This window comes from Methylobacterium sp. WL103, assembly GCF_008039885.1.
Lineage (GTDB): Bacteria > Pseudomonadota > Alphaproteobacteria > Rhizobiales > Beijerinckiaceae > Methylobacterium > Methylobacterium cerastii.
In genome coordinates, this window is the sequence record NZ_VRUX01000225.1 from 1 (window position 1) to 6,568 (window position 6,568).

At 70.4% G+C, this 6,568-nt stretch carries 6 protein-coding genes and 1 pseudogene; 2 read left to right on the plus strand and 5 right to left on the minus strand.

Annotation, left to right across the window (positions count from 1 at the left end; genetic code table 11):
• Positions 1-4: 4 nt before the first annotated feature.
• Entirely contained in the window at positions 5-988 is a 984-nt protein-coding gene (locus FV222_RS14425) for a tetratricopeptide repeat protein (RefSeq protein WP_246685470.1), read from the plus strand.
• Positions 989-1,198: 210 nt separating this feature from the next.
• Here the strand turns inward: FV222_RS14425 and FV222_RS14430 are convergent, their stop codons facing one another.
• From FV222_RS14430 to FV222_RS14445, 4 genes are all read right to left on the minus strand, one after another.
• Positions 1,199-1,621, minus strand: a complete 423-nt coding sequence (locus FV222_RS14430) for a DUF779 domain-containing protein (RefSeq protein WP_147762789.1) — start codon at positions 1,619-1,621, stop codon at positions 1,199-1,201.
• A gap of 155 nt (positions 1,622-1,776) precedes the next feature.
• On the minus strand, positions 1,777-3,300 hold the full coding sequence (adh, locus tag FV222_RS14435) for an aldehyde dehydrogenase (protein ID WP_147750374.1): 1,524 nt from the start codon (positions 3,298-3,300) through the stop codon (positions 1,777-1,779).
• A 184-nt stretch (positions 3,301-3,484) separates the two neighbouring features.
• Positions 3,485-3,805 (minus strand): plasmid stabilization protein, encoded by a 321-nt coding sequence (locus tag FV222_RS14440; protein WP_147762790.1) that lies wholly within the window; start codon positions 3,803-3,805, stop codon positions 3,485-3,487.
• A 33-nt stretch (positions 3,806-3,838) separates the two neighbouring features.
• Complete coding sequence (locus FV222_RS14445) at positions 3,839-5,461, minus strand: hybrid sensor histidine kinase/response regulator (RefSeq protein WP_147750372.1); 1,623 nt, start codon at positions 5,459-5,461, stop codon at positions 3,839-3,841.
• 348 nt (positions 5,462-5,809) lie between these two features.
• On the opposite strand from FV222_RS14445, the gene FV222_RS14450 reads away from it, so the two are divergent.
• Positions 5,810-6,046: a hypothetical protein gene (locus tag FV222_RS14450; protein ID WP_147814804.1), complete on the plus strand. Its 237-nt coding sequence runs from the start codon at positions 5,810-5,812 to the stop codon at positions 6,044-6,046.
• Between the two features lie 12 nt (positions 6,047-6,058).
• Here the strand turns inward: FV222_RS14450 and FV222_RS14455 are convergent.
• Positions 6,059-6,568, minus strand: a pseudogene (locus FV222_RS14455) (AI-2E family transporter); the annotation flags it as partial.

Sequence of the window (6,568 nt, forward strand, 5' to 3'; positions counted from 1 at the left end):
GCTCCTGGCCGGCGGCGGGGCGATGGCGGCGCCCAGCGCGATCGAGCCGACCCGGACGCCGGGCACCGACCCGGTCAAGCCGCCGATGCGAGAGCTGCCGACCCCCTACACCGTCGGCTATTCCGGTGGCGCCCGCCCGCCGCCGACCGACCGCACGCCGGACTTCGCCTACGGCGCCTACCAGCGCGGGCAGTACGTGACCGCGTTCCGCGAGGCGACGAAGCGGATCGAGGCCGACCGCAAGGACGCGGCGGCGATGACGCTGCTCGGCGAGTTGTACAACCAGGGCCTCGGCATCCGCCCCGACCCGGTCAAGGCCGCCGACTGGTACCGCCTCGCGGCGGCGCAGGGCGAGCCCGGCGCGATGTCGTCGCTGGGCCTGATGTCCCTCGACGGCCGCGGCGTTCCCAAGGACCCGAAGGCCGGCCGGCGCTGGCTCGAGCAGGCGGCCGAGCACGGCTCGCCGACGGCGGCCTACAACCTCGCCTTGCTGCTGCTCGCCAGCGGCACCGAGGCCGACCAGACCCGCGCGGCGGCGATGTTCCGCAAGGCGTCGGACGGCGAGATCGGCCCGGCCCAGCACGATCTCGGCGTCCTCTACCTGCAGGGCCGCGGTGTCCCGCAGGACGCGACCAAGGCGGCGGAGCTGTTCCGGCGGGCGGCCGACAACGGCGACCTCGCCGGCGAGGTCGAGTTCGCGATCCTGCTGTTCAACGGCAAGGGCCTGCCGAAGGACGAGGGCCGCGCCGCCCGCTACTTCCTGCACGCGGCGTCCCGCGGCAACGCCATCGCGCAGAACCGCGTCGCCCGGCTCTACGCCACCGGGCGCGGCGTGCCCAAGAACATGGTCGAGGCCGCGGCCTGGAACCTCACCGCGGCCGGCCAGGGCCTGTCTGACGCCTGGCTCGACCAGACGCTTGTCGGCCTCACCGCCGACGAGCGCACCCGCGCCGAGCGGCTGGCGGAGGAGCGGTCCGAGGCGCGCTGAGCGCGGTCGCTCAGAGCCCGTTCCACGACCGATCCCACTCACCACCTCATCCTGAGGCGCTTTCGCGAGGCGGAAGCCTCGAAGGAGGCCTCCAGGGATAGCGCGATCTCTGGAGGCCTCCTTCGAGGCCGCTGACGCGGCACCTCAAGATGAGGTGGTGGGTTGGGAAAAGGGAGGAACCCTTGTCACCGATCGTGGTCAGACCCGCGCTTAAAGCTTGCAGGCGCCGTCGAGCGCAGCGTTCTCGGCCGCCGTGAACAGGCGTGAGCGGATGTGGAAGCGCTTCTCGCGGCCGTTCTCCAGGGAGAACATGCCGCCGCGTCCGGGCACCACGTCGAGCAGGATGTGGGTGTGCTTCCAGACCGCGAACTGCGAGCGGCTGATGAAGAAGTCCGCGCCCCCGACCTGGCCGAGATGCACGTCGCCGTCGCCGGTGATGAAGTCGCCCACCGGGTAGCACATCGGCGAAGAGCCGTCGCAGCAGCCGCCCGACTGGTGGAACATCACCGGGCCGTGCTCGGCACGAAGCTCGGCGATGAGCTCCAGGGCGGCCGGGGTCGCGGTGACCCGCAGCGGCGTCCCGTCGACGCCGGCCTGCTCGGCGGTGGTGGCGCTCGTCGCCGTGTCCGTCATGTCCGCTCCCATCCGCACCCCTTCCCGATCCCATGTGGTTCGCGCGGCGCCGAAATGCAGTGGTGGGCGCCAGCGAAAACGCCCCGGCCGCGAGGGCCGGGGCGAAGTCGTCTCGAAGTCGAAAGCGCCAGCCCGTGGGCCGGAGCCAGGCCGGCCTAGAAGAAGCCGAGCTTCTTGGCCGAGTAGCTCACCAGCATGTTCTTGGTCTGCTGGTAGTGGTCGAGCATCATGCGATGGTTCTCGCGGCCGATGCCGGACTGCTTGTAGCCGCCGAAGGCCGCGTGCGCCGGGTAGGCGTGGTAGCAATTGGTCCAGACGCGGCCGGCCTGGATCGAGCGGCCGAAGCGGTAGGCGCGGGTGCCGTCGCGGGTCCACACGCCGGCCCCTAAGCCGTAGAGCGTGTCGTTGGCGATACTGAGCGCGTCGGCGTCGTCCTTGAAGGTCGTCACCGAGAGCACCGGCCCGAAGATCTCCTCCTGGAAGATCCGCATCTTGTTGTGGCCCTGGAGCACCGTCGGCTGCACGTAGAAGCCGTCGGCGAACTCGCCGTCCTTCACGTTGCGCGCGCCGCCGGTGAGCACCTTGGCGCCCTCCTGCCGGCCGATGTCGATGTAGGAGAGGATCTTCTCCATCTGCTCGGACGAGGCCTGCGCGCCGATCATGGTCGCGGGATCGAGCGGCGAGCCCTGCGTGATCGCCTCGACGCGCTTGACCGCGCGCTCCATGAACCGGTCGTAGATCGACTCGTGCACCAGCGCGCGGCTCGGGCAGGTGCAGACCTCGCCCTGGTTGAGGGCGAACATGGTGAAGCCTTCGAGCGCCTTGTCGAAGAAGTCGTCGTCCTCGTTGGCCACGTCCGCGAAGAAGATGTTCGGCGACTTGCCGCCGAGCTCCAGCGTCACCGGGATCAGGTTCTGCGAGGCGTACTGCATGATCAGCCGGCCCGTCGTCGTCTCGCCGGTGAAGGCGATCTTGGCGATGCGGGGCGAGGAGGCCAGCGGCTTGCCGCATTCCAGGCCGAAGCCGTTGACGACGTTGAGCGTGCCCGGCGGCAGCAGGTCGGCGATCAGCTCCATCACCACGAGGATCGAGGCGGGGGTCTGCTCGGCGGGCTTGAGGACGATGCAGTTGCCGGCGGCGAGCGCCGGGGCGACCTTCCACACCGCCATCAGGATCGGGAAGTTCCACGGGATGATCTGCCCGACGACGCCGAGCGGCTCGTGGAAGTGGTAGGCCACCGTGTCGTGGTCGATCTCGGAGATGCCGCCTTCCTGGGCGCGGATGCAGCCGGCGAAGTAGCGGAAGTGGTCGATGGCGAGCGGGATGTCGGCGTTCACCGTTTCGCGGATCGGCTTGCCGTTGTCCCAGGTCTCGGCGAGCGCGATCAGGTCGAGGTTCTCCTCCATCCGGTCTGCGATCTTGTTGAGGATGCGGGCGCGCTCGCCGGCCGACGTGCGGCCCCAGGCGTCCTTGGCGGCGTGGGCGGCGTCGAGCGCCTTCTCCACGTCCTGCGCGTCCGAGCGGGCGACCTCGCAGATGACGCGGCCGGTGATCGGCGAGGTGTTCTCGAAGTAACGGCCGTTCGCCGGCGCCACCCACTGCCCGCCGATGAAGTTGTCGTAGCGGGCCGAGAACGGCGACTTGGTCTTGGCGTCGGCCAGGAATTCCGGCTTGTTCATGGTGCTGATCCTCCGTGCGGCTCCGGCATGGCGTGCCGGCTCTTTTTCGGACTTTTCGCGTTCCGGCCACAGCCAAGGACAATCGAGCGGCGATGGCAAGCCGGACTTTTGGCCAAAGGCGGGTGCGAACGCCGCGTGCACGGTAGCCCCATCCGGGGGTGATGGCGACCGAAACGGCGCGGCTTCAGGTCGCCTTCCGCGCCTTGCGGGTCGCAGCCGCCTTCTTGGCGGAGGCCGAGCGCTGCTCCGGCGTGCGCGCGGCCGAGGCCTTTCCGCCTTTCTCGCCACCCTTCTCGCCGCCCGCATGCGCGGCCGGGTGGTCGGTGGCCTTGCCGCGGCCCGAGCCGCCGGGCTTCTTGCCGCCGCCGTCGTCCTTGTTGACGGTCGCCCAGGCGCGAGCTTCGGCCTGCTCCTCGGGCACGCCGCGCTTTTCATAGGATTGCGCGATGTGCTCGGCCTTGCGGACCTGCTTGTCGGTGTACTTGCTCTTGTCACCCTGGGGCATGGCGAAACCTCGTGCGGTGCGGCGAACGGCGCCTCAGCCGGTTCCGGTCGGCCCGTCGAGGACCGCGCGCACGCGGCGGATCAGGTCGGTCCGGCGGTAGGGCTTGTTCAACACGTCGAACTCGGATCCCCCGACGTCGGTTCGCTCCAGGCTCGCCTCGGCGTAGCCGGTGGTGAGCAGCACCTTGAGGCGCGGCTGCCGGCGGCGCGCCTCGCGGGCGAGCATCACCCCGTTCATGCCGCCCGGCATGATCAGGTCGGTGAAGATCATGTCGATGCGGTCGTTGCCGTCGAGGATCTCGAGCGCTTCGCGCCCGTTCCCGGCCATCAGCGTGACGTAGCCGAAGTCGCGCAGGATCGTGCGGGCGAGCTCGGCCACGTCCTCGCGGTCGTCGACGATCAGGATGGTCTCGGTGCCCTGGCGCTCGGTGGTGCGGGCGGGCGGCTTGGGCGCCTCCTTCACCCCGGTCTCGGTCACCGGGAAGGACAGGCGCACGGTGGTGCCCTCCCCCAAAACCGATTCGATCTTCGCGGCTCCGCCCGATTGCTTGGCGAAGCCGTAGACCATCGAGAGGCCGAGGCCGGTGCCCTTGCCCTCCTCCTTGGTGGTGAAGAACGGGTCCATCACGCGGGTCAGCACCGAGGGCGGCATGCCGGTGCCGCCGTCGGTGATCGAGACCTGGACGTAGCGCCCGGCGCGCAGGGGGCCGGTCCCGGTGATCTCGCGCTCGGATACGTCGAGGTTCTCGGTGACGACCCGGATCGGCCCGCCCTCCGGCATCGCGTCGCGGGCGTTGATCATCACGTTGAGCAGCGCGACCTCGGCCTGGGTCGGGTCGACGCGGCAGTTCCACAGGTCCGGCGCCAGGTCGTAGGCGACGGTGACGGCGTCGCCGACGGAGCGGGCGACCATGTCGCGCATTCCCCCGATCAGGGCGTTGAGGTTGACCGCGCGGCCCTCCAGCCGCTGCTTGCGCGAGAAGGCGAGGAGCTGCTGCGTCAGGGTCGTGGCGCGCTGCGCGGCCTGCCGGATGTTGTCGGCGGCGCGCCCCAGCCGGGCCTTGTCGGCGTCGGGCTTCTCCAACCCGGCGCTGAGGATGTCGACGTAGCCGACGATGACCTGGAGCAGGTTGTTGAAGTCGTGCGCGATGCCGCCGGTGAGCTGGCCCAGCGCCTCCATCTTCTGCGCCTGGCCTAAAGCCTCCTCGGCGTCGCGCCGGCGCGACACGTCGAGCTGCGAGGCGAAGAAGTACAGCAGCTCGCCGTTGGTGTCGTAGAGCGGGGAGACGAACAGCGCGTTCCAGAAGGTCGAGCCGTCCTTGCGGTAGTTCAGGATCTCGGTGCTGTACTCGCGCCGCTCGTCGATCGCCGCCCGGACCTGCGCCACCGCCTCGCGGTCCGTCTCCGCCCCCTGCAGGAAGCGGCAGTTGCGGCCGATGATCTCCTCCTGGCCGTAGCCGGACATCGCCAGGAAGGCGTTGTTGGCGAAGATGATCGGGTTGTCGGGCTGGCGCGGATCGGTGACCGTCATCGGCATGCGGGTCGTCTCGACGGCCGCGAAGAAGATCTCGTTGCGCGGGTCGGACATGGCGGTGGCGGACCCGGCGCCGACGCGGGTGGTGCGGCCGGTCGGCGGGGTCTCGGGCGTCTGGGTCATGTCGGGGCGGTCTCGTCCGTCGGCATCGGTCTCGCGACTCCGTGATGGTGCGGCTGGGCGGGTAACACGGCGGCGTTGCCCCTGTTCGGACAGCCTCCGAGCCGACGTCATCGCGACAACGCGAAGGGGCGACCGTGCGATCCAGGTTTTCTAGCGGGAGTCCAAACTCGATCGAAGGCGAATTGTCGCCCGAACCGGCGATCCGGCCGCCGCCGTCACTGTTCAGCTTGCCTCGGGATGGATAGGGATTGATCTCGACGCCGCGCCTTCCCGAATCGGGAAGTCCCCGTGCGTCCTACGTCGGCGAGCAGCAGTCTTGACGACTGCAACCTGAGATTATCCGGGCCCATGTCCGACATCGACGTGGTGTTCATCGCGCCCGATCCTTCGGCCGGTCACGGCCTCCGGTCGGCCCGTCGCACGATCGTCTTCGCGCCCGGCGAGCCGGTGCCGCGGGTCGGCGAGTGCGTGGTCCTCGGGTTCGACGCCGAGGCGTCGCGCTGGCTGGTGCACGACGTCGCCCACATCTTCGAGCACGACGCCCACGGCATCGCGATCAAGCTCGCCCTGCCGGCGGAGGGCTGACGCCGCCCCGGACTACTCCGCCGCCTGCGGCAGGGTGGCAACGGGCGTCGCCGCCGTCCGCGCCGGCTCGACGCCGGGCGCACGCGACACGGCGACGGCGTTCTCGATCGCGTCGTTCAGGGTGGTGACGAGGACGTCGGCGGAGGTCGCCCGGCGCAGGCGGTCGAGGGTGGCCGGGTCGCGCTCGCCCCAGAACCCGACGAGGACGCGCACGCCCGGCACCGCGGCGCGGGCCTGCCGGACGGTGAAGCGGATCTGCGACAGGCTCACCGGCTCGAGATAGGAGAAGCAGATCATCGCGAGGCTGGCCGCGTCCTTCGGCCGGGCGCCGCCGCGGATCGCCGACATGGCCATCACTTCGGAGCGCAATCCGTGGCGGTCGAGGGTCTGGCTCAGCATCAGCGTCGCCGCCTCGTCGAAGGGGCCGCGGCTGGAGACGCAGAGCACCGGCACCGCGCCGCGCCAGGCCGGCGCGAGGTCGGCGGGCTTGAGCACCACGGCGGCGACCTTACGGTCCGGCCC

What these genes read in the sequence shown, in the direction of transcription:
- adh (WP_147750374.1), bottom strand. Translation starts at nt 3,300, where the DNA reads ATGAACAAGCCGGAATTCCTGGCCGACGCCAAGACCAAGTCGCCGTTC.
- FV222_RS14450 (WP_147814804.1), top strand. Translation starts at nt 5,810, where the DNA reads ATGTCCGACATCGACGTGGTGTTCATCGCGCCCGATCCTTCGGCCGGT.
- FV222_RS14440 (WP_147762790.1), bottom strand. Translation starts at nt 3,805, where the DNA reads ATGCCCCAGGGTGACAAGAGCAAGTACACCGACAAGCAGGTCCGCAAG.
- FV222_RS14445 (WP_147750372.1), bottom strand. Translation starts at nt 5,461, where the DNA reads ATGACCCAGACGCCCGAGACCCCGCCGACCGGCCGCACCACCCGCGTC.
- FV222_RS14430 (WP_147762789.1), bottom strand. Translation starts at nt 1,621, where the DNA reads ATGACGGACACGGCGACGAGCGCCACCACCGCCGAGCAGGCCGGCGTC.